At 41.9% G+C, this 21,854-nt stretch carries 16 protein-coding genes; 9 read left to right on the top strand and 7 right to left on the bottom strand.

The window, feature by feature from the left end:
* Positions 1-6 precede the first annotated feature (6 nt).
* Both JNUCC32_RS20125 and JNUCC32_RS20120 read left to right on the top strand, forming a co-directional pair.
* Positions 7-1,848, top strand: coding sequence for an AIPR family protein (locus JNUCC32_RS20125; protein ID WP_192569631.1), 1,842 nt, complete (start codon positions 7-9; stop codon positions 1,846-1,848).
* 162 nt (positions 1,849-2,010) lie between these two features.
* Positions 2,011-2,667: an HhH-GPD family protein gene (locus tag JNUCC32_RS20120; RefSeq protein ID WP_192569630.1), complete on the top strand. Its 657-nt coding sequence runs from the start codon at positions 2,011-2,013 to the stop codon at positions 2,665-2,667.
* Between the two features lie 44 nt (positions 2,668-2,711).
* Here JNUCC32_RS20120 and JNUCC32_RS20115 read toward each other — a convergent pair whose 3' ends face one another.
* Entirely contained in the window at positions 2,712-3,623 is a 912-nt protein-coding gene (locus tag JNUCC32_RS20115) for an HNH endonuclease (protein ID WP_192569629.1), read from the bottom strand.
* A 331-nt stretch (positions 3,624-3,954) separates the two neighbouring features.
* Here JNUCC32_RS20115 and JNUCC32_RS20110 point away from each other — a divergent pair, with 331 nt between their 5' ends.
* From JNUCC32_RS20110 to JNUCC32_RS20095, 4 genes are all read left to right on the top strand, one after another.
* Positions 3,955-7,008: a UvrD-helicase domain-containing protein gene (locus tag JNUCC32_RS20110; RefSeq protein ID WP_192569628.1), complete on the top strand. Its 3,054-nt coding sequence runs from the start codon at positions 3,955-3,957 to the stop codon at positions 7,006-7,008.
* Positions 7,005-9,614 (top strand): PD-(D/E)XK nuclease family protein, encoded by a 2,610-nt coding sequence (locus tag JNUCC32_RS20105; RefSeq protein ID WP_192569627.1) that lies wholly within the window; start codon positions 7,005-7,007, stop codon positions 9,612-9,614. The genes JNUCC32_RS20110 and JNUCC32_RS20105 overlap by 4 nt, the downstream gene beginning before the upstream one ends.
* 198 nt (positions 9,615-9,812) lie before the next feature.
* Positions 9,813-11,222, top strand: coding sequence for a UvrD-helicase domain-containing protein (locus tag JNUCC32_RS20100; protein ID WP_192569626.1), 1,410 nt, complete (start codon positions 9,813-9,815; stop codon positions 11,220-11,222).
* A 118-nt stretch (positions 11,223-11,340) separates the two neighbouring features.
* On the top strand, positions 11,341-11,628 hold the full coding sequence (locus JNUCC32_RS20095) for a DUF8606 domain-containing protein (RefSeq protein WP_228468790.1): 288 nt from the start codon (positions 11,341-11,343) through the stop codon (positions 11,626-11,628).
* A 333-nt stretch (positions 11,629-11,961) separates the two neighbouring features.
* Here JNUCC32_RS20095 and JNUCC32_RS20090 read toward each other — a convergent pair whose 3' ends face one another.
* On the bottom strand, positions 11,962-13,365 hold the full coding sequence (locus tag JNUCC32_RS20090) for a helix-turn-helix domain-containing protein (protein ID WP_192569625.1): 1,404 nt from the start codon (positions 13,363-13,365) through the stop codon (positions 11,962-11,964).
* A gap of 1,096 nt (positions 13,366-14,461) precedes the next feature.
* Here JNUCC32_RS20090 and JNUCC32_RS20085 point away from each other — a divergent pair.
* From JNUCC32_RS20085 to JNUCC32_RS20075, 3 genes are read left to right on the top strand one after another with little or no spacing between them, the layout of a single operon-like run.
* Complete coding sequence (locus tag JNUCC32_RS20085) at positions 14,462-15,625, top strand: WXG100 family type VII secretion target (protein WP_192569624.1); 1,164 nt, start codon at positions 14,462-14,464, stop codon at positions 15,623-15,625.
* Positions 15,626-15,646: 21 nt separating this feature from the next.
* Entirely contained in the window at positions 15,647-15,982 is a 336-nt protein-coding gene (locus tag JNUCC32_RS20080) for a hypothetical protein (protein WP_036661777.1), read from the top strand.
* A 34-nt stretch (positions 15,983-16,016) separates the two neighbouring features.
* Entirely contained in the window at positions 16,017-16,526 is a 510-nt protein-coding gene (locus tag JNUCC32_RS20075) for a hypothetical protein (RefSeq protein WP_192569623.1), read from the top strand.
* Between the two features lie 222 nt (positions 16,527-16,748).
* Here JNUCC32_RS20075 and JNUCC32_RS20070 read toward each other — a convergent pair whose 3' ends face one another.
* From JNUCC32_RS20070 to JNUCC32_RS20050, 5 genes are all read right to left on the bottom strand, one after another.
* Complete coding sequence (locus JNUCC32_RS20070; RefSeq protein ID WP_192569622.1) at positions 16,749-17,735, bottom strand: ABC transporter substrate-binding protein; 987 nt, start codon at positions 17,733-17,735, stop codon at positions 16,749-16,751.
* A 27-nt stretch (positions 17,736-17,762) separates the two neighbouring features.
* The gene (locus JNUCC32_RS20065) at positions 17,763-18,905 is read right to left on the bottom strand and encodes an LLM class flavin-dependent oxidoreductase (protein ID WP_192569621.1); all 1,143 of its coding nucleotides are present in this window, start codon (positions 18,903-18,905) and stop codon (positions 17,763-17,765) included.
* A gap of 1 nt (position 18,906) precedes the next feature.
* Positions 18,907-19,806 carry an aliphatic sulfonate ABC transporter substrate-binding protein gene (locus JNUCC32_RS20060; RefSeq protein WP_192569620.1) on the bottom strand — a complete coding sequence of 300 codons (900 nt, stop codon included), beginning with the start codon at positions 19,804-19,806 and terminating at the stop codon, positions 18,907-18,909.
* Positions 19,803-20,819: an ABC transporter substrate-binding protein gene (locus JNUCC32_RS20055; RefSeq protein WP_192569619.1), complete on the bottom strand. Its 1,017-nt coding sequence runs from the start codon at positions 20,817-20,819 to the stop codon at positions 19,803-19,805. The genes JNUCC32_RS20060 and JNUCC32_RS20055 overlap by 4 nt, the downstream gene beginning before the upstream one ends.
* 229 nt (positions 20,820-21,048) lie before the next feature.
* Positions 21,049-21,846: an ATP-binding cassette domain-containing protein gene (locus JNUCC32_RS20050; protein ID WP_192569618.1), complete on the bottom strand. Its 798-nt coding sequence runs from the start codon at positions 21,844-21,846 to the stop codon at positions 21,049-21,051.
* Between the last annotated feature and the right edge of the window lie 8 nt (positions 21,847-21,854).

The following is a 21,854-nucleotide window of genomic DNA, read 5'->3' as shown; positions in this document are numbered from 1 at the left end:
TGCTAAATGCTAGAGAATAAACAAAGAAGTGAATTCCTGAAGGAATTTCTTGAAGAGATAGAAGAGAGGGCAGCAAAAACAGGCGTTTATCTGGTCCCTTTTTTAGAAAAGATGCTGTTGTTTATGGAACGAGATGTCGAACCTGATATTTTAATTCCTCCATATATAGATACAAATAAAAAAATTGCGATCAACGCGTATTCGTTTGATGAGAGCCAGCGTGTTCTTGATTTGTACGTTGCAAATTATAGCTTTGACCAAAATGAGCACGATTTACTTTCAATAAATATGACAATGCTGACCGATTTGGCCAACCAGGCTAAACGATTTGTTACGAATGCTAAAACATTAGCTCAAACAATCGATCATTCCCTTCAAGCCCGAGAACTGGCTGTACTTATAACAGAAAACTTTAGTGTTATTGATGAGGTGAATATATTTGTATTAACTAACATGTTTTATAGTACCAATAAACCTATTGAGATATCGATTCCTGGAATCGAAACAGTAATTGTTCAGGTTTGGGATATTGATCGCATTCTTCAAATGATATTGTCCGAGCAAGGAATTCAAACAATTCATATTGACTTTGAAAGTGAATTAGGACAGACATTTGAAATGATGTATATTCCAAATACTAAACATGAGAGAACCCATAATTACTTTTCGTGTTATGTCGGCTTTATACCTGCTGAGTTACTCGCGAAAGCTTATGATCGATGGGGTTCTAAACTCGTTGAGCGGAATGTTAGATCCTTTCTGCAATCTAAAGGCGGCACCAATAAAGGGATCTTAAAAACACTAAAAGATCCGAATGAGAGAAGAATGTTTGTGAGTTACAATAATGGTATCTCAAGTGTAGCTCGTGCGGGGGACATCGAGAAAATAAGTGAAGATATTAATCTTTTCCGAATTAACGGGTTGACAGGTTGGCAAATTGTTAATGGTGGTCAGACCACTGCATCCATTCATCAGGCTTATAAGAATGAAGTGGATTTAACGGATGTGTATGTTCAGGCCAAATTAACAATCCTTCATATTGAAGCAGATCAAGAAAAAGACCAGCAGCTTCTAGAAGATGAGATGGTATCTAATATCTCAAAGTATGCTAATACGCAGAATAAAATAAACAACTCTGATTTACTTGCCAACTCCAGGTTTATGTCTGACTTAGAGAAGTTTTCTAGGGACACATGGATACCAGCTACTGATGGACGTAGAGCAGAGAGCAAGTGGTACTTTGAACGTGCGAGAGGTCAATATGCAGTTGATTTAAATAGACGCAAGCGTGGTAAAGAACAGAATGAATTTAAAAAGCAGTACCCAAGTGATAAGGTGATTACAAAAGTTGATTTAGCTAAACATTATATGTCATGTGAAGGATTTCCCCATGTTTCAAGCAAAGGTGGAGAAGAAGCCTTTAAGCGGTTTATGGAGCAAAATAAGCAGTATTGGAAGTACGATAAGGATGAAAATGATGAAATCATTCCATTAAGTGAAGTTACTCTCAAAGTATATCAGAAACTAATAGCAAGGACGATTATTAATTTTCATGTTACTAATATTGTGGAATCCATGCGACTTCAAGGGTATAGAGCAAATGTAATTTATTATACTGTGGCTATGCTTCATCATATATACGGAAACAAGATTGAGCTTTTAGAAGTATGGGATAGGCAAGCACTATCTGATAAGTGGGACGAAGTAATACGGATTATTGCGGATAAAGCATTATTCTTCCTTCGTGATTCTGCGGGGGATCGAAATGTAACACAATGGGCTAAACAGGAAGCGTGCTGGGTCCAGTTCAAAGACGAATATACGAAGCACCTGAGTAATATTATCTGAGTATATTCAATAAAACACTCAATTACTGAGTTAATTAGCAGGTATTGAGTGTTTTATTTGTTTTTATGGTCCATTAATGAACTTATAAGTCGAGGATTATGTATGCTGCTAATATGGGTAAGATAAATAAGTAAACCATAAAACATAAACCTGGTGATGAGAATGAGTGAAGATTACTTCTTTTGGAGGGAGCTGCTAGCATGGTATGCCGAGAATGGGCGGCATCACTTTCCTTGGCGGAATACTAAAGATCCTTACCGAATTTTATTGGCAGAGTTTCTGCTTCAGCAAACCCACGTACGTAAAGTAGAGGATGTATATGAGCAGCTACTGTTCAATTACCCTAATTTAAGCGATTTATCAAAGGCGAATATTGTAACATTAGAAGGAATTATTGCTCCTATTGGGTTAAAGTACCGTGCAGCAAGATTAATAAAAACAGCTGAGATTATTTGCAGTCAATATAATGGTAAAGTTCCAAATGATTATAATGAGTTAAGAAAGCTTCCTGGAATTGGTGATTATATTGCAAATGCTGTACTATGTTATGCTTTTGATCAACCGGTTGTTCCAATTGATACGAATGTTATTCGGCTCTTTACTAGGTATTTCGGTTATACATCAAAGAATCGTAGGCCTCGAATGGACAAAGAGTTAGCATCTAAAATTAGAGCTCACTTTGAGGGGATGGGCAGCACACGAACGGCTAATTTAGCAGTACTTGATCTTGCAGGATTGATATGTACTGCTAAAAAACCACACTCAACAGAATGCCCATTATCTAGGTACTGTTTGGATTTGTCTTCACGGGTAACCTGATTCTCCTAATTTAACACCTTCACGAGAAAGGAAAAGATTTATTATTAATTTTTAAAGCAATTTTCTCTATGCCACGACAAGTATTTTTTATGACCTTCATCTAAATAAATAAACAAACTTTCAGTTAGTCCAAACGTTTCTTTTGTTTTTGTTGTCAGAAGACTTGAAATGACGACATTCCCATCATCAGTAAAGGTTATAAGGCCTTGATCAAATAGTTTATCATGATTAGGACATAACAATAACCCATTATATTTATCAAGTCTTTCAAAATTAGAGCTATACTTCCAAGGTTTAATATGGCTAGCAATTAACAATGTTGGTTCATCCATTCTGCAGATAGCACATTCTGCGGAATCCTCAAATAACTTCTTTTTAAAGATCGCCTGACCTCGCCTTTGAACTACTTCAGCCACAAAACTTGTATTAATTTCCTCATCTTTTATCAATCTTTTCAATTCATCAAGTGGATGGAGTATACCTTTATAAGAAAAGGGTTCAACTATAAAGACTCCGTCGTCACGTTCTGATGTGATAATGCCAAGGCCAAGTATGCGATTATGTCCTTTTTTTATTTTATGTAGTATGCCGAGAGGAATTTTCTTTTCAAGGTTATAGCGTGCAGCTACTATATCGCTTTTTTTGCTATGATCGTTTTCTTTATCCGGAGGAGCCATTTCAATACGTAAAAATTCAGATTGGGTTTCATCGCTCCAAACTATTTGCTTACCGTAGTTTTCGCTGGATTCTGTGGCCTGATAGGATAATATATACGGCTTGTCAGCAGGTTTATAAAACCCCCTCACCAAATTATGGATAATATGAGCTTCAGGAACATATTCATCTGCTGGAAGCCGTTTTTTAGAATTAATACCTTTAATACCTGCTTTGCCAATAATTAATTTGCCCTTTAGAGCATCAAATTTTTTTAAAATTCCTTCATGAGTTGCTTCCAAAATATCCACCTTCCACAAAGTGATGCTAAAAATGATCTAATCTAAAAATAAACCGAATAATGACGATATAAATATAGTACTATAGTCATGTGTGATTTGTATACAAATATGGATGATCCACTGTCCCGTCCAATGTAAGTGCCATCTCAACTCTATGTAATATACTCGTTCTTATCTGATCTCAAGCACATGATATCTTTAAGAAGAATACAATTCTAATCTGTAGAATTATGTAAAAGTATAGGTATAATAATACTGATAACAAGTGTTTTATTGAGGGACTATTGTACTAGTATGTAACCCCTAAATGAAAAATGAAAGAGGAATTTCAATGTTTATTCCGACTACTCTCAAGGATACACCTGGTTTAGATGCAGAGCTCTCTGTGTGGAATGCAATTACTTATGCTTTTGATCAGCAAACGACCTTGGCTATTCATCAGTTTCCAATGTTCTTTTCAAACGGAACTGGGCGGCAAGAGATTGATATCTTAATTATCAACGAGCTCTTAGGCGTTTGTGTTATAGAAGTTAAAGGACTCAAGATTGACCAGATTACGTCGATTCAAGGGCATCATTGGTCGTATACCAACTTTTATGAGGCACAAGGCAACCCCTATAAACAAGCAGAGAATCAGATGCTAATGTTATGTAATCATTTAGAGAAGAATCCACTTCTCTATCGCCGTTTAAGTAAGCGTATATTTGTTGCCCTTCCTTATATATCCGAAAATCAGTGGCAGGAACGGGGATTCCATAGGCAAATCAATACACCTCTTCCTCTATTTAAAGAGGATTTGACAGATTTGAACCATTTAGTGCGGAAGCTCCAAAACTTTGCCTTGTCAGAGGCTAAAGGGAAACTAACAATGCCTGAACTGATGATGATCTCGGAAGAACTAGGTATTCAAACAACGAAGGTACAACAAGTTGTGCTGGGGTCACGTTTGCCTTTCTCTAATCTATATATTGTGCAGACGAGTCAGGATTTTGAACGTTACAAGAATGATATTTCAAATGCCTTAAGTAACGGCACAAAAGTATATTTATTAACCTACACTAAATTAGAGTTGTCTGATATAACTGACTATAAAATACATAAAAAAGAGTTTCAGTTAAATGTATATGAATCGGAGAGTTCAACTAAGAGTCCGATCCTTTCAAACCGTTTTGTTGACGGTGAACATGTTACAAAGGACCTTCTCGAACAGCTGGCAAAACATTTCCCCAGCTTCAATGGTGGACAGTACAAAGCAATTCATCAGCCCATTGATGCAAACCAAATCATTACAGCCGGAGCAGGCACAGGAAAAACACATGTAATGATTGACCGTATTTTATTTTTATTGATTAATGGTGGTATTCCATTAAAGCTTGTTACGATGATTACTTTTACCAATGCCTCAACAAATGAAATGAAAAAGCGTTTAGAGAATAAATTTATTACTCTATACAACCTGACCGGGCAAATGCGTTTCTTGCAGTTTGCTGAGGATGTAAAGGATATGCAAATCAGTACTATTCACTCATTTGCTCGCTCCATTTTAAAGCAACTCGCTCATGAGATTGGCTATGGCCAAAACGTTCAACTCGGAAGCTATAAATATGAGAAGAAAAGAATTATCAACGAATTGATGGATGAGTTTTTTTCCACGCGACCTATTGAAGATTTTTTAAAAATAAAAGTTATGGATTATGAGTTTATTGATCTTGTATACGATATGTGGGAAGAGATGGAGAAGAAGGGTTTGACGGCCGACGAAATAAAGAAGATTAATTGGGGCGATGCGTCAAACGAAGAGTCCACACTTATCCAAGAAGTGCTTATATTTATTTTCAATAATTGTGAGACTCGTTTAGATGGATTAAAGCGAGCGGACAACAAAATCACAATGGGTGATTTAATCCGAAAGCTTAAGCTGCTTACAAACAGCGGAGATAGAATGAAGCAGCTTTCTAAGGATCATTTTATATTTGTTGATGAGTTTCAGGATAGTGATTCTGTGCAAATTGAACTATTAGCCAGTTTACAAACCTATCTGCAGTACCGATTGTTTGTAGTAGGGGATGTGAAGCAGGCCATCTATCGGTTTCGCGGCGCCGATTACAAGTCATTCCAGGAACTGCAGAATGCAACTGCGGGTGCTGCATACGAAAAGACCGAATTACAGCTTAACTACCGAAGCTCGGCTTCTCTTTTAGATAAAATGCATCAATTGTTTGAACGCTGGCATAAGGAAGGTTGGCTCACCTACGAAAAAACTGATCGTTTACAAAGTAATAAACCGGCGCAGTTTCCGAATAATGATTGGCATGTGTCAATAGATTATAAGAACGATTTTGAAAAAGCCTTAGCCACGCTGCCGGATAAAAAGGATAAGATCGCATTTATCGTCCGAACAAATCGTCAAGCCAAGAAAATTAAAGAATACTGTGTATCCAAAAACATTCCGACATCTGAAAATTTAGATGGTACGTTCTTTACTAGTCCGTCTGTACTCCATTTAAAGACTTTGATTGATGGACTATTGTATTCGCATGAGCCGAAGTTTTTATTAAACGCTCTACAAACACCCTATTTTGGATATGTTGTGCCGCAACACGTGCTTATACCTTTTGGTGGCCATAAGGAGCGTATTACGTCATTTATTCATGAACGTACCAAGAACGAGTTGAAACAGTATGTGCGGCTATTACGTACGCTATCGCCAATGACGGTCATTCAAAAAATAATTTATGATAAAAAGCTGTTTGCGCGTTTACCTCTGTATTTAGAACAGCAATCTCTTCATATAAACAAAGAAACTGCCCCTTCAAAGGAAGAGATTGAGCTTGCTGTACTGCGGTATATAAAAAATTTGCAGCATCTGATGGTATTAATAGAGAGGAATTTTTCATCCCAACATGTGACACTTCAGATCTTGCGTGATTGGCTGGGGCTTCAAATTAAAACGAACCGCACTGAAAATGAACCGTTGCTGGAGCAGGACAAAGCCCAGGTAGAAATAACAACAGTCCACCGTTCAAAGGGACTTGAATATCATACGGTATTTTTGCCCATTACCGATACACCGTTTAATGTGGTTGAGCAGAAGTACTTCTTGGAGGAGGCTTCTGAGCAAACGCAAAAAAGAGCAAACCGTAGATTTGGCTGGAAGATTACCTGGGATAAAAAGCAACCTGATAAACCACATATCAATAGTCATTTCGAGGATTTAAAAGAGTACGAAGACAAAGAACAACTTAAGGAAGAGACGCGATTACTTTATGTTGCACTCACAAGAGCAATGCAGCGAGTGTACATTACGATGCCAAGTCGTAAAAAGTTCTCCAATGAAAGTTGGGCTTATATCTTAAAAAGCGGTGGATTGGAGGCGTTCCAATGAACGTAAAAGTGCATACCTACTCACAGCCTAAGAAATGGGCACAGCATCCGCACTATGCATCATTTCCAGATGCCATTCATATTTGTGCTACAAATAATCAAAGGAAAGGGATTAAAGCATGCTACGGTCACGATTTAAAGCATATATATTCCTTTCGTGAATTTATAAAAAGTTTGTATCCTAAGTGGTATAGTGCTGAAACAAAGTTTCAGCAGTTTTTACGCTTATCGGCAATTATCTCCAATTTAACGGGTGTATCGCCGGAATTAAAACAGGCGTTTCGTTTAAATGCAATGGAGATTTTGGATAGTATTCGTTTTTTCGTGGAAGTGAATATCAAGCCTTTAGCATTAAAGGACCATTGGCTAAAAACAGAAAAAGAGCGTTTGTTTAAGAAGGTTTGGGACAGCTTCATAAAAGATGATGCTGTAAGTCAAGAGCATTATCAAACATTAGACCGGCCTATATTAATAACTTCTATACAAAAGACCATCAGCAAGTTATGTAAAAACCCTGATATCCAAATCAAAGACGATATCCAGATTGTGCTGCACGGTTTTTACTTTGTCACACCGGAACAGCAGATCATATTAGAAAATTTGCGTAAGCAGCAGATACGGATTACCTTTTTCCATTACTTTGATGGCCGCTACGCAAATACTTTTAATTTTATTAAGGCGTTTGTAACAGATCGTTTCGGCTGGCCGTCTCCTGAAGAGTGGATATACGATTCTGCAGCTCCGGATGATACAACGAAAAGTGCACAGACGTTTCTGTCAGCGTATGAAAGCAAACCGAATAAGAAGGAGCGATTGAAAGAGACTATCACGGGTTACGCTTCTTTTTTTGACTTTTTACATGATGTAATTCTACCGAACTTCCCAATTGATAGTGATCATAATAATAAGTCAGCTGTTCCTAATATTATTTCGCCGAATGCAAAGCAGCTCAATGAACTGCTCCTATCTTATTACCCTGAGTTAAATCCCAAAAAGCGAAATTTTTTATCCTATCCAATTGGTCGTTTTTTAGTGAGCCTGCACCAAATTTATAGTTATGGGCAGCTGAATTTAACAGAAGAGATTTTGACGGATCTGTTTTCATCAGGCTGGTTATCCGGCCAATCTTTAAGTATTAATGCCCAAGATTACACATATGATCTGCAGCAGCTGTTCCCTTATTTGCAAGGCTGCATAGAGATAAGCAGCTGGATTTCTCGGTTAGAACAGCTCATTGAACAGGGCATGATCATTGAAAAGGCATTCCCGATAGGGGACGAAAATCGCGTTCTCCGCAGTATGCGTAGTCCTTTTGCGAAAATTAGTCATTTTGCCGTGCCGCTTGATCGTGTGAAGCAGGTAAAGATGTTTATTGAAAGTATTCAGACGATGACTAAGACATTATTTGACCAGTCTAAATCTAAAAATACCATTGATGTTCATTTCAAACGTTTAAAAGACATTTTAAAAACACATGGCCAAGGGGTTTCCCTTATTGCAGATGAAAACGAAAAGTTATTAATCCAAGAGCTTGGGCAGAAGCTTAATCGCATTCAGGATGATTCGGAGTTTTTATATGATGATATCCAAAAAGCGCTGCATTTTTATTTGAGTGGTAAGCTTGATGATATGGATGAAAACTATATTAGTGGATTTATAGAAATTGACGGAGAAATGTTTAAACCTCAAGATCATGCCATCTACCTGACAGGACTTGATGAGAATTCATTACCTCTTGGTGGACAAAGCACTCCTTGGCCGCTGCAACTTGAAACTTTTGAGCTGTTAAGTGAACAGCATACTGCTCTTGAGCTGCACACCATTCGCAGTCGTGCAAATAAGTCCATTTCACGTTATTTATTTTTCATTGCGCTGAATCTATCCCCACAGCAGTTAAAATTATCTTGGATTAAAAATATATTGGATCAAGATGAACTACAGCCAGCTTTGTATATAAAACAACTTGGTTTACAAGCGGTCAGTTTTGTGGAGGCATCAGCAGATACTGAAGATCCATTACCGCTTTATGATTTTTCTCAAGAATCAATCCATCAGGATGAGATAGCGGACGCTTGGGGAACATTGGGGTTCGAGGATTTTCTCGCTGAGTATAAGTCGTGCCCAAAACGTTTTTATTACAGCTACATTACAGATGAATATCCAACGTTTTCAAGTGATTTCATACACCAATTTATGTTTTCAGAAATTGTCCGTGTTGTAAGAAGAGGGGCAAATGCTGATTTTGAGACTGTTGTACAGGAAGTAAGTCCATTATTTCCACAGTGGCTTGATTTTAGAAAGCAATTCTCAGTAAAAAAAGTTTTTCAGTATAGGTCAGGTCGGGCGGGGAAACAGACAGCAGTATCCGAATCTTATTCATATACTGAAACTCGTAAAAATTTTCAATTCCCTGGATTTAGAAATGAAGATAGAGATGAATTATTTAATGAGACGAAGGCTTCCATTGAAAGTATAGTCAGCGAAATTGAGGCTGCAGAAAATCAGGTACTAACTGCAAATCCTGGTTATGCATGCCGCTTCTGCCCTCATACCGACTACTGCAGCGACGCAGTGTTTCCAATAGACTTGCGTAAGGAGAATAAATAGTAATGAATTTATCTTTTTGGAAGCAGGTAAGTACAAGCTGGCAGTCTGTACAGACGGAGGCAGTTGAGGCTGTAATTAACATAGAGCTTCTCCGTAAAGTTATACGGAAAGATATTGCCAGCAGTAAGGGGGCATACTCAATGATTGAGCCACCTTTAGAACTATCAAATGATGACGATTTTTGGGGAGGTCTTTAGGGTGAAGAAGGATATTAAGTATTCTGCACAGCAGAAGGAAATAATAAAATACTCAGGTGATCAGCTATTGATTCGTGGTATTGCTGGTAGCGGAAAAACATTAATACTGCTTGAAAAAGCACGTGATGTTGCAGCGAAGCATCCCGACGAAACCGTAGCCATCTTTTCATATGGAAGTGCATTAACTGCCTCCGCTAATAGGCAGCTGGAGACATACAATTTACCGAATGTGACAGTTACTACCTTTCATTCTTGGGCAATGAAAAACTATTTTAAAACGTTTAAAAAAAAGATGTATCTAGAGAATCATACACGTCAAAAGCTGCTGGATGCAATTGAAGAGGTAAAGCGGGAATATGTTAATCATCGTTTTGTGAATAACAAAGATTTAATTACCTTTATAGAAGAGGAAATAGGCTGGATTAAAGGCTCGGATCTATGTGAATTTACTAAGTACGATAAAGCACCTCGCAAAGGCCGAGGTGGGAAGGTTCGCCTTTCTGCAGTAGATCGTAAAGTTATATATAATATATATGAGGCCTACCAAAAACAACTGGGTTATCGTATAGATTATCATGATATTGGTCTTCGGATGTCACGACAATTGGAGAAAATCCAGGACGAGTCAAAGTTTGACCATGTATTTATTGATGAGGCACAAGATTTGACAAAGGTCAATCTACAGGTGCTTTGTCATATCCCACGAAAGTCCTGTGTAGTCGGTGCAGATAAAGGACAAAAAATATTTACAACTTCTTTTACATGGGAGAGCGTTGGATTAAATATTAAAGGTGGCCGTACAAAAGTACTACGTAATTCATATCGCTCGACAAGAGAAATTATGGAACTTGCTTACAGCATCCAGGAAAAGGACGAAATTTCAAAAGATGAAGAATTTACCCGTCCAGACCTACCAACAAAAACAGGCCCTAAGCCAAAGGTGTTTTATACAAAAGGAATCGAAGGGCAAAAGAGAGCGCTTTTGGAAGCGATTGAGCTCATTCAAAAAGAAGATCCTCAAGCTACTATTGGTATATTATCGCGCAATAAAAAACACATGAAGCGTGTAGTGAATTTACTAGAGGGGGCAAAAAAGAAATATCAATTCATCAAATCTCCATCCAAGAACGATGATCCAGATTTAATTGGTACTCACCATGATCCTGGTATCAAGCTCACTTCATTTCATACCGCCAAAGGATTAGAATTTAAATATGTACTCATAACGGATTTAGTCGATCCACGAACAGAAGAGAGATTGGGAGAAGACTTCGATTGGGATATTGAACGTCGCTTATTATATGTCGCTATGTCGCGAGCCATGCAAGTTTTGAACCTATTTACTTACGGGGATCGTCACTTTTTAATAGATGAACTTGGTGAAGCTTATTATGAGAAAATAATAATTTAACATTTTATACCCCTGCAAAGTTAGTGGTTGGGATATTTTTTGTTTTGGTAGGATAATTATAGATTTTACTAAACACTAAGAGAAACTAAAGATAATGATAAATGTAGGTGATGTCGGCGTGGATATTGTCGCAGATGAAGTGGTGCCTATTAAGGATTTTCAGGTGGTGGTTGATGGGAAGAATATACCGCTTCTCGAAGCGGGCTTGCATGTCAACATGGTTAAGGATGTCGATGATCCTGATCTCTGCGAGTACGTGGTGCGCGTGGATTGGATTAAGACGCTTCTGAAGCATGAAGCTATCTGGGAAAAAGGGATGTTCGCAAATCAGAACTCAGCATGTAAATTGAGAAACCAGTTTACTATTGAACGTCTCACTCACCATTTTCAAATAGATGAAGAATAGTAGGGTATATTCATCTAGGAGTTCGTGAGGTATTGATACCTCCATCTAACGACTTAACATAGAGAGCCAAGGCTAGACAAAAATCATTAGCCTCGGCTCTTCATCATCACTTATATTCAATCGGTCGATCACGGGAATTGATTGCTTAGGTCATCTTGTATGAGCTATTCCGTGCGAGTCACTTTGCCGAAGGCGGTGAGTAAGCGAGCACTTTTAACTAATCACCAGCCACCCTCACCATGGCTGTTTGTGGTAGACATCGGGATGGTAGGAATAGGCTTTGATGGATCGGTTATATTTAGGCTACCTGGTAATACCAAAGTTCCAGTGAAGCTAAGGATGAGTGAAAACACCACTAACTTTTTTTTCATTTTGATAATAAACCTCCTTCATTATGGCGGCGTATTTTTGGAGATCTGAATAACTTAACTTATGTCGGATATGCTCAATCGTCGTGCAGCATCTCACGATGTTAGCTGTACTATTAATTTTATATGAGATTTCCAAACTCTCCAATATATATTTCGATCCTTTTTGAATGTTATCCTTCCATATGTAATACTTTCCGAGATCGGTAAGAAAATTGGCAAAACGGTCATCTATTATATATTCTGTATAACTTCCGACTCCTCCCCCGCTTTTGAGATGGTTTAAGATCAATTTTTCGAATCTATCAAGATATTGATCGATTTCAAAGTGATACATATTAGCTGCCTGAATGATTTTAAATAAAGCCTTTAATATTTCGTTTTCACGGGAGGAGAGATAATTGATATACGGTTCTAGCACATCTGTATTACCTTTCATTAGTTCATATAAATAACGGTTGCCTTTTGCCCATTCCCGAAATTGTTCTTTGGTTATTTCGGCAGCTTCATCTGATTCTTTAACCCAGCTTTGATCCTCGTAACAGGATACATAATAAAGTGCTTGATCATAGTCATCGTTTTCAGCTGCTATCGAACCTAACAGCAAATCAGAGTACAAAATATAGCCGAACAAAGGCTTGGCTGGTCGTTTAAGTCTACTGCTAGGTCTGGCTTGTTTATGTTTTTGAGTATATAGTACTCTGGAGATACGTCCCATCTCCTGAATATAGTATTTCGCTTTATTCCATTTACGTAAAGATAATAACGTGTTAGCTAAATCTTTTAGTGCATCTAATTGCACTGCATCAGGGAGCCGTTTGACATAGTTTTCAAACTGTATTGTGCAGTCCAGGTTATGTTCCTGATCCGAGTTCAAGGAGCAAGTAAATATTCTGTATTGACACATACCCAATCGCTCGGCATGTTGGTATTTTTCACTTTCGGCAACCTTTTTGTAAATGATCAGGGCCGCTTCTCGATTTCCCTTATGGTATAGTGCTTCTGCGGTATCAAAGAGCAAAGAAGAATACGTTAAATTATCCATCATCATTCCAACAAGCTGATCTAAGCATTTGAGTTTATCTAGTTCGGCACAGCGCATGATAAATGGGCCAAGTCGTCTCCAATTAGGGGATGACTGAATCATGCATTCATACGCATATAAGGAATAAAAATATCCCTCTTCCAAATTCATAGCTTCAGTAACTAAATCAAGGTTGGAGACGGAAAGGGGCTGTTGCCCTTTGATGAATCGGCTCAGTGTTCCTGAATTAATCCTTGATTTATTTGCAAACGCGGAAATGCTGAGGTTTTCCTTCTTCAGGTATCGTAATAGTTCCGTACTTATCGTTGTGTCTGTCGGTAACAAAGATATCCCCCTCCAGATTCATATTCCATATTCAGGAAAATGACGTATATAAGTAATTTAATGCATAAATACACCATTGGTCAATAACTTTATTGGGACTTGATGTAGAACTGCTTCTGTTAGTGTTGCTACACGTAACTTTGAAGGATAGGAAAGAAGGTTTAATGCAGCACTTTTTTACGATCTGCTGCTCTATATGACTCTAATCTATTAACAGGCGGTGATAAGTAGCCTAATTGGGAAACGATGCAGTTTCTAGACGAACAGGTGGATGAAATCTGGATTTCAGCTTTCGAGACATGGGACGAGATGAATGGGGATACACTGGGCTTTTACTGTTTTTAATTTACTATTTGCTTGTTTATATTTGTTTAGTAAAACGTTAGGGAATGGATTTTACAGATGGATTGTCCATGATAGTTAAATATTGCTGGTGTGGATATTAATGAAAGTAACGCTAAAAACAAACATGACGATTTATTTTTTCCAACGCTATCTTGTGTGTGAAAACAGAAGGTGGGCTAGCTGGTAAAGTGAGAGGATCGTGGTTTCGTAATTGCGTGTCCTTATTTCTTAAACCTCTCATTGAGGGGATTATTCAACCTAAAGTTGTTGTAACATTGGGGGAAAAGGTTACCAAGTCATTATTACATGAGTATGGTTATAAGGGTGTAAACTTTAAGGAATTGGTTGAAAGGGATTCACCGATCATCGTCGGTAGGAATACAGTAGTATTTGCGGTGTTCCATTGATACCTAAGGACAAGTACAAATAATTCTTTTCTAAACAGATATTCAGTGCAAGCAAGCAGGGCGAGAATAATAAAGGATAAATTAATCCATCTATTCCCACCCTTTTTTTACAGTATGTCATGTTCCGTGACTCCCTTCATCCTAGAACTCCTCTAATAATGGTCATGTTATTGGGAATTCCGCTCGTAATAAAGTCCTGTATCTACTGAGAAAAAGATCCTAGTTTTAAGTGACATAGCAAGGCCTCGAGAACCTTTTCCATATAATTCAAGTAGAGTAAAATATTTAAGTTAACTATGATCGGAGATCGGGTTCAATCCCGAAAGCAAGATGGAGAGGTTGTTATGAGTAGAATTTTGGTCACACCGGAGATGTTGCTGCACGTTGCACATCAATGCTCCAGGGCGCATGAACAGCTGGAAGCGATGATAGACATGCTGAACCAGAACATCCATATGCTGGAGTCTGCCTGGGAAGGTACGACGAGATCCCGTTTTTATGTGGATTTTCAGCAGGCGCATCGAGAGATGACACTGACCACGGAGCATATCCAGCGGACAAGCCTTGAGCTGAGAGGGATTGCCCAACGATTTAAGTCAGCAGATGAGCGGGGACAACCGATTCAAGTTGCTGGGCATGTGCTGGGAACATTCCCTATGATGAGGGGACCCGCAGGCCATAGTGCCGTAGAGGATGCCGGGAGAAAAGCGGAGGAAGCCTGGAATTCGGTGCAGCAGGAAGCCGGGAAGGCATGGGACACCGTGAAGCAAGAAGCAGGGGAACTATGGGAGGGCGTAAAGATCGGGGCCGCCCAGTTAGGGAACTCGTTAAAGGATACGGCGATATCCTTGTACGAAGATCCGCTTGGAACCGGGAAAGAGATGCTCTATAATGCAACCATCGGGACGGTCGAGGATATTTGGGACACGGGGATATGGGCCGGCCGAATGGTTTTTAGTAACGAATATCGTGAAAAAATCGTGGCAGACACAATGAAAGAAGTCGATTCAGCAGGCGGCTGGTCCAATTACTTGGGTCAACAGTCGGCTATGATCCTTGGAGGCGCTATTCTCAACCGTGCTGGAATTAGGGGTAGAGGCCCACTGAATAATAAGCATGATGATCTTGGTGGCGGAAATGGTGGACCTTCTTATGGGAAGAATTCAGTACCTATCGGACCCTATAGAGAAGTTAATGGATTCCCAGTTAAAGTAAAGCCAGGTGCTCAAGAAAAACATATTCCTAATACTCCAAATTACAAACAAGAAATAGCAAATGGACAAAATAAGAGCATTTTCTATGGCGATAATAAAACCGCACAAGAATTGCTTGATAAGTTTGCAGGGAAAGGAACCACTGTCACCAAAAATAAAGAGAGAGTGGACTTTGGTAAACCAATAGGTAAATACTATGACCCTGTTACAGGACAATATGTAGAGACTCATAGAGGGATGATACACTATGGAAAAGATGGTGCTCATATAGTACCAGCTAAACCATCAGAATAAAAAATAAGAAAGAGGATGTCTATGGAAGCAGATTCTTTATTTAAAACATTAAGAGAGTATGAAGGTGTAGAAATCATATTAGAGTGGGACAGTGGATTAAGAATTGTAGGCAAAACAGACACATTTTTTGAGACAGATAATGGATTAGATGATGATGATCCCGAGTACGCAGAATATTATGCAACTGCATTTCAAGTAAATCAAATTTTATCCTATCCTTCTATTAACGAGGGTAGTGTATATAATTGGTTGAAAGAAGGAAAAAGTTCATTGGTTGAGATTTCTCTCTATGAAGATCCACCAAGTTCAGTAAATTTAATCGACGGAAAGAAAGTATGGGAAAGGGGAAATTTATAATTAGTATTCGGGAAGGCGAAAGGGGGCAAGCGGATTGAGAAAAAGAACTAAGAATATTCTGATTTCTTTCTCTGTAATAACATTGATTATCTTTTCTATACTTTTGATTAATCAAAACATCAAAAACGATAGAGATTTAAAAATGAAACTGGAATCTATAATAGGTAATTCCGTATTTGAAGTCTGGAATTTTTATCATAATCTTGGCAACTTTCAAGATTTGGATGGTAAAAGCATTCAGGAGATAAATAATCGGCTATATCGTGTAGAGGGCTATTCTAAAGTTATAGATTCGGGAGTATCGACAGAGTTATTAGTTCCTATTGCAAATAAAATGAATACAAAAATTAGCGCAATATCTTCTAACTATAATGAAACAGAGGAAATAACTGAAGCTGATCAGGAAGTATTCAATCAAATGGTCCAAGATTCAAGAAAGATTTCTGAGCTGATTACAGAAATTTATTATCAAAATAACATTCATCAAGAAGGGAAAATCAAACTTAAAATTACGAACTATGAAGAGTTAACAAAATTTAAATAATTTAAATGACAACTAAGATGGAACAACGTAGCGTGTAGATAGGGGGCGTTATCCGATTACGGGCGACCTACTTCTTTTGTGGTTCAATGCTAGGTCAATCGTTTAAGCAAAAAAAGGACACCAAGTCCTAAGCAGACCTCGTGCCCTCGAAGAGTTGCATATTGGAATTTTTACCGAACAATGCCTGATGCTCACCGCTCCACTAAGCTTCCTCAAGCGGCTTCACTTCAACGTCCTTACATCCACCGTATTGGATAGGACATCCACTTCATTTGGAATAATCCCTTTCTCAAACATATAATCGGCGACTGCTTGCCAATGTTGGCGAACGGTGTCATCAATCGGGTCAAATGGGTATAAAGAGCCTTCCAGCTGCTGACGAGCCACAGGTTCGGAGACGCCTTGGATGTCCTGAATTAATTGGACGGTGTGATCGGCGTCGTCGGATAGAAGGGCGGACTCTTCATTCAAGCCTTCGAACACTTCATGGACGAGCTCAGGATGCTCCTTCAGGAAGCCGTTTCGCACAATATACACCGTATCGTTCTCGGATTCGATGTCGCCTGCGGAGATGACCAGCTCTGCACCGAAGTCGACGAGCGCCACGGCCGTGAACGAACCCCATGTCGCCCAAGCATCGACTTGCCCGCTTTCAAAGGCAGGTCCCGCTTCCGTTGGCGGAAGATAGACGATCTCGACTTCGCTTGCATCGAGTCCGCCTTTCTCCAGTGCTTTATATAGTAAGTATTCGCCGGTACCGCCGCGGTTGACGGCGATTTTCTTGCCTCGGAGGTCGGAAGGCCCCTTGATGCCGGCTTCCGGTTTGGCTACAATGCCTTGATTTTCTTGATCGCCAGGCTGCTTTGTAAAAATCGTAAATTCCGAAGAGCCTCCGACAAGTGCGCTGATGGCTGCCGTAATCGAGCCGATCGTGATGTCGATCGAACCGGCGTTTAACGCCTCGATCGCTGGGGACATGGCGGCAAAACCGCCGGTTTTTTCAATGCTCGCTCCGGCTGCTTCAAGCCTTTTATACAGGGGCCCGCCTTCCTCGGATAAACTTAATGGCTGGGCACTGCGCAGGATGCCAAGACGAACGGGGACGGCTTCATTCTCGGCACTGGCTTGTTTCGCTTGGCCGGCTTTACCGCAAGCCGATAACGTAAATAACAGAATTACTAATAGTAGATGTAAGCTTATTTTTCGCATAGGACACTTCCCTTTTTGCCGGATCATTTAGTGGATGTTATGAGCCCACGTGAAGACCTTCTCCTGTTCTTCTTGCTTCGGTGTGGTCACGTCCTGACGGTTAACGCGTAGATGGGGCAGGATGTATTCTCCTACACGGTAAGCTTCTTCAAGCAGCGGAACGCCGGAGAAAATAAACGTTGAAATGCCCGCATCCTGATACTCTCTTAAGCGCGCCAGCACGGTTGCCGGACTGCCTACGATCGTTGTGCCCGGACCTGGTCGTACCAGACTCATCCCGGCCCATAAATCCGGATAAATTTCGAGCTCCCTCGCGTCTTTAGGAATTTGGCCGTTGTGATTGCGAAGCATGCGCTGCTGCCCCACCGAATCGCTATTTCGAAGGATGGTTTGCATATGCTCCACGGTGTGCGGATCCATCGTCTTAAGCAGCCGATCCGCTTCTTGCCATGCTTCTTCATCCGTATCGCGCACGATCAGATACAGCCGGATGCCATACCGCATAGTACGGCCTTGCTCGGCAGCTAAAGCCTGAAGATCTTGGATCTTCTCGGCAACTTGCGGAGGCGTTTCGCCCCAGCTCAGGTACGTATCGATATGCTTGGCTGCCGCGAGGTGGGCCGCTTGCGACGATCCGCCGAACCACAGGGGCGGCGTTGGCTTCTGCGTGGAGGAGAGCTGCAAGGCTTTGCCTTCGGCGGTAATATACTTGCCATGGAAATCCAGGCTTTCTCCGGCCACCGCTTGTTTCCACACCTGAATCCATTCATCCGTGTATGCATAACGTTCATCATGCCCAAGCGTTGATCCATAGGCGCGCATCTGCGCCGTGTTCCCGTTCACGATGTTTAATAGGACGCGACCTCCGGAGAAATCATCGAAGGTTTGCGTCATTTTCGCGGCGAGCACGGGGGAAATCAGCGGTGGATGCACAGCGATGAGAAAACGCATGTTGTTCGTACTGGAAATCAGGGAGGAGCCAAGCACCCACGTATCATGCGGGCCCGTTGCCAGCAAGGCGCCGGTAAACCCTAATTGGTCGACAGCCGAGGCAATCTGCCTCAGGTAAGGCAAATCGATTTTGCGCGCACCCTCCGTTGACCAAGGACTGCGGCCATCCGGCGCGGTTAAATACCAATACACTTCAATGTTCTCGTTATGTGCAGCCATTTTATTCTCCTCCAATTTCTACGGGTGCAGGTAACACGGCATCTGAAACGACAATTTCTTTCGGCAAAATGTGCTGGCGTGCTAACAGATCGGCCACCCGCTGCTGTTCAGATATGAATTCCTCGGTAATCGGCTGCAACCCCCAAGGTCTCCGCCGAAGCGCAGCTTCCCATGAATCCACGGAAGGCCAATCGGGCAAGTCCCGGGCAAACAGCTCCGCCGCTTCGCGCGTGTTGTCTTGAATCCACTGATCTGCTTGCTGTAGCGCCTCAACTACGGCCTGGAGCAGCTGCGGCTGATTCGTCGCGAAATCCCGGCTGGCAAACCATACGGAACGGTGAGAGATATGGGACTCAAGCGGCACGAGCGTGCGAATGAGACCTTTGTTGTGCAGCTCCGTCAGCTGCGGATCGTTGCCGACCCAAGCCTCCACTTCGCCGGCAAGCAGTGCCTTTGCCCCCTCATTGCCTATATCCGCACGAACGACATCATCATATAGAAGGCCTGCCTTGTCGAGGGCGGTTGCCAGAAAACTCGTATGCCAGGACCCTTCGGACAGCGCAATGCGCAAGCCTTTCAAATCCGCAACGGATTGCACCGGCGATTCCTTGCGCACCACTAATGCGCCGCTGGCTGTACGGGGATTCGATACCGCAACGTACACGATATCGATACCCGACGCCTGCGCGGTTAACGGCGGGGTAGAACCTGTACCGCCGAAGTCGATTTCGCCGGAAGCGATCCGCAGCGGCGTCCTTGCTCCGTCGGTGTAATCAACCCAAGCAACGGTTGCGTTAAGGTCTTTAAGAATCTCTTCCAAAAAGCCTAAGCGGCGCAATACGAATAACGAATGATTATTAGGATGAACGCCGATGGTTACGTCTGCTTTCGTTTGAGTCATGTGAGAGACACTCCTTTGGCAATGTTTTGTTCAGCCGCGGCTAACGGTTCGGGAAGAATCCAGTCCCATACGTTCACGGGATTCGGGAGGAAACCATGCTCGAACAGGAACCTGCTCTGGTCATCAAGTGCTGTTAAGTAGTCTTCACGCAGTGCGGGTCGAAGCGAAATATTGCGATAAGCGGAAGCTACATATTCGGAGGAAGCGCCGGTTTCCTTCGTAACGACCCGAATGAAATCATCGGGATGATCTTTGGACCAATCGGCGGCACGAAGCAGCGAAGTGAGAATCTGTTCCACGATATGCTCCTGCTCCGTCAAGGCCGTATCGACGGTCACGGTTCGGGGCACGCCATTGTTGACTCGCACCAGCGGATCCGGATGGAACCCGAGCTCGATCACTTCCTTTAGGCCGACCGTACGGGCGGCCTCCAGTCCGGTAGCTCCTTTGACAAAAACAGCATCGATCTCACGCCGCTGCAGCGCCTCGATTTCGGTATTCCACGAATCCCTTCTTCCTTCACGAGCCGCTTCAAGATGGGTGATGTTGACGTCATCCAGCGTAAGGTTCGCCAGCGAGAGCGCATTATGAAACCCGCGAAGCGCTTGGGCTGCTCGAAAATCGACCTCCAAATATCCATGACGAGGAATCCCGATTCGTCTTCCGCGCAGATCGCCAGGCTCCTGAAGATCCGAGTCGGGAAGGGTGAGGATGGCTTGATATTCATCGACCCAGCTTAGTCCGATCAGCCGCGTATCACTCCCGGTGGAGCGTGCCCATAAAGCCGGAATGTTGCCGCCTTCCCGCACCAGGAATGGCAAGGTGTGATTAAAATGCGCATCAGGCAAAGCTTGACGGGCGTCTCGCGTTAGCTCCGCTGCCGTACATCCGGACTTTTCAAGCTCCTGATCAAGAAGCCCGAGGTCAAGGGCCAAACTGGCTGCTGTCGGAACGGGGCAGCGGGTAATCCTAATTTCTTTTACGATTTCTTGCGGACTATCGATGTTGGGCATGCTTTCTGGGCTCCTTTCTTTTTCTAGATATCAGAAAGTATAAACTTCGGAGAATCTGCTGCCTGATATCGCAAGAAAAACTACCGCTAAACGCGGTCTGTCTTCTTTGAAAGTACGTCGATAGACGTTTTTCTTACGGTTTCACATCCGGTCAAACGCTCGCTCTTGATCCACCTCCTTCAAGAAATAGTTATGGAATTCTCCTCCCAAGTGGGAGGGTATTCGAAACCTATGAACCTTTCTTTAATGGATAGGGGAGGTCTTCTGCTTCATGCCGGCTTGCCACTTCGGTTATGCCCAAGACCCGTTTCAGGATGTGATCGATGAATGCGGCCACTTCGGCATTTCCCCGTTGACGGGGGCGCGGGAAAGGGACGGCTCGATCCATCGCGATCCGGCCTTCCTCAATGAGGACCACGCGATCGGCCAAGACGACAGCCTCTTCGACATCGTGCGTAATCAAGACGGTCGTAAATGGCTGCTGCTGCCATAGCGATTCGATTAATTGCTGCATTTCAATACGGGTCAATGCATCCAACGCGCCTAAAGGCTCATCGAGCAGCAATAATTTGGGATGGCTGGCTAATGCTCTTGCTAAGGCGACTCGTTGTTTCTGACCGCCGGAGAGCACGGACGGCCATTCATTGGCCCGGGCACCGAGCCCAACCTGATCTAAAGCGGCTTCCGCTTTATGACGGTCTTCTTTTCGAAGTCCGATCGCTACGTTATCGATGACCTTATTCCAGGGCAGCAGCCGGGCGTCTTGAAACATCATCCGGGTTTCGGTTTGCACATGGTCGACCGGATGGTCATTGATCCTTATGTCTCCCGACGTGGAGGGTTCCAAGCCGGCGATCACGCGCAATAGCGTGCTTTTCCCGCAGCCGCTTCGCCCGATAATGGCAATGAACTCTCCGGGCTTCACGTCTAACTCAATGCCTCGAAGTACAGGCTGCTCGCCAAAGCTTTTCTGTAATTGGGATATACGAAGATGCACACCATGGGTAGAGGATTTCAGGATCGACACATCCTTTC

Origin of the sequence: Paenibacillus sp. JNUCC32 (assembly GCF_014863545.1) — a bacterium.
Taxonomy (GTDB): Bacteria; Bacillota; Bacilli; order Paenibacillales; family Paenibacillaceae; genus Paenibacillus_AQ; species Paenibacillus_AQ lautus_A.
This window is presented reverse-complemented; position numbering and strand designations above follow the sequence as displayed.